The following is a 1,804-nucleotide window of genomic DNA, read 5'->3' on the forward strand; positions in this document are numbered from 1 at the left end:
CGGGGATTTGCCCATGGGACGCGGATCATGACGCCGCGCGGGTGGCGATTGGTCGAGGAACTGGTGGCGGGCGATGCGGTATCCTGCAATCAGGGGCAGGCGGCAGAGATCATCGGTTTGCGGCGCATGATGCTGGCGGCCCCCGGGGCGGCGGCGGTCTGCGTTGGGGGCGAGGCGCGCGGGCAGGGGCGGGGTGCTGCCCCCCTGTTGCTGTCGCCCGATCAGATGATCGTTGTTGCGGGGGACAGGCTTGCAGCCTATTTCGGGGTGGAAGAGGCGCTGGCCCCGGTGGGAGCGCTGGTCAATGGCGGGGATCTGCGCCTGATCGACGCGCCGATGATGGAAATCTGGTATGACATCACGCTGTCGCGGGCCTGCACCATCGTGGTGGAGGGTCTGCAGGTCGCCATGGGCGGCCCGGCGGATGATGCCTGCCCGGCGCTGAGCGTGCAGGAAGCGCGGCTGCTGTCGCTGGCGGCCTGAGCCTGCGGGCGCCACCCGCGCCTGGCGCGCGGGACCAAGGGTCAGGCGCGCGTTTCGCGCGGGCGCATGGCAAGCCAGATCAGCGCGCCCCCGGCCAGGACAAGGAAGGGCAGCATGGCGAAATTGACCGCCTGCCAGCCCGCCTGCACCGATCCGCCCGAGCAGTTCATCAGCCCGCCCGAGGAGAAGGAGGCGAGCGTGACACCGCCGAAGACCACAAGATCGTTCAGGCCCTGAAGGCGGCCCCGCTCTTCCGGGGCCTGGGCGGCGGTGAGCATGGTGGTGGCGCCGATGAAGCCGAAGTTCCAGCCGAGGCCCAACAGCACCAGAGCCACGAAGAAATTCGCGAGATCCACCCCGGCGATGGCCACGGCCCCGGCCGAGGCGAGGATGACAAGGCCGATGGCCACGATGCGTTCGGCCCCGAAGCGGGCGATCAGGTGGCCGGTGAAGAAGCTGGGTGCATACATGGCAAGGACATGGGCGGTGACGACATCGGCGGCATTGCCCGAGGTGAAGCCGCAGCCCACCACGGCCAGCGGCGAAGAGGTCATCACGAGGTTCATCAGCGCATAGGAGACGGTGGCGCAGATCATCGCGACGCCGATCTGCGGGCTGCGGATCAGTTGCAGGCGCGAGCGGCCCTGCGGGGCGCCCTGCGCGGCCCGGCGCGGCGCGGGAATGTCGAGCAGCAGGAAGAGGAAGACGCCCACCGCGTTCAGCCCGATGATGGCGAGATAGGTGCCGAGGAAGGGGATCACCATCGTCTCGGCCGTGACCTTGACGAGTTGCGGGCCGATGACCGCCGAGAGAAGCCCGCCTGCCATGACCAGCGAGATGGCCTTGGGCCGGTAGGCATCCGAGGCGGTATCGGCGGCGGCAAAGCGGTAGAAGCCCTGGGCCGACATGTAGATGCCGGTGAAGAGGGCGGCGATGACGAAGAGCAGGAAGTTCGAGGTGGAGAGCGCATAGGCCCCGAGGACCCCGCCGATCCCGCCGCCCAGCGCGCCGATGGCAAAGCCCGCGCGGCGGCCATGGCGCTGCATGAAGGCCGAGATCGGGGTGGCGGTCAGCATGGAGCCGATGACGGCGGCGCTGATCGGGAGGGTGGCCCAGCAGGCATTGGGGGCAAGGCTCTGCCCGGCGAGGCCCGCCACGGTGAAGATCATCGGCATCTGCGCGCCGAGGATGGCCTGGGCTGCGACGAGGACGAGGACGTTCCGGCGGGCGGTTCTGTCGGAGGCGGGGCTGGATGCGATCATGGCTGCTAGGCTTAACCTCTGCTGCGGCGGGGGCAAGGGTCAAATGCGCGCGGGGGAAT

At 69.2% G+C, this 1,804-nt stretch carries 2 protein-coding genes; one reads left to right on the forward strand and one right to left on the reverse strand.

The features are described from left to right. Positions 1-483 (forward strand): Hint domain-containing protein (locus G5V65_RS21750; RefSeq protein ID WP_206526933.1); only part of this gene is annotated, 483 nt, incomplete at its 5' end. Positions 484-524: 41 nt separating this feature from the next. Here G5V65_RS21750 and G5V65_RS21755 read toward each other — a convergent pair. Further along, entirely contained in the window at positions 525-1,745 is a 1,221-nt protein-coding gene (locus G5V65_RS21755) for an MFS transporter (RefSeq protein WP_165054693.1), read from the reverse strand. Positions 1,746-1,804 lie beyond the last annotated feature (59 nt).

The organism is Paragemmobacter kunshanensis, assembly GCF_011059185.1.
In the GTDB taxonomy this organism is placed as follows: Bacteria; Pseudomonadota; Alphaproteobacteria; order Rhodobacterales; family Rhodobacteraceae; genus Paragemmobacter; species Paragemmobacter kunshanensis.

Excerpts from the sequence above, each read along its gene's own strand:
- G5V65_RS21755 (WP_165054693.1), bottom strand. The coding sequence starts at position 1,745 with ATGATCGCATCCAGCCCCGCCTCCGACAGAACCGCCCGCCGGAACGTC.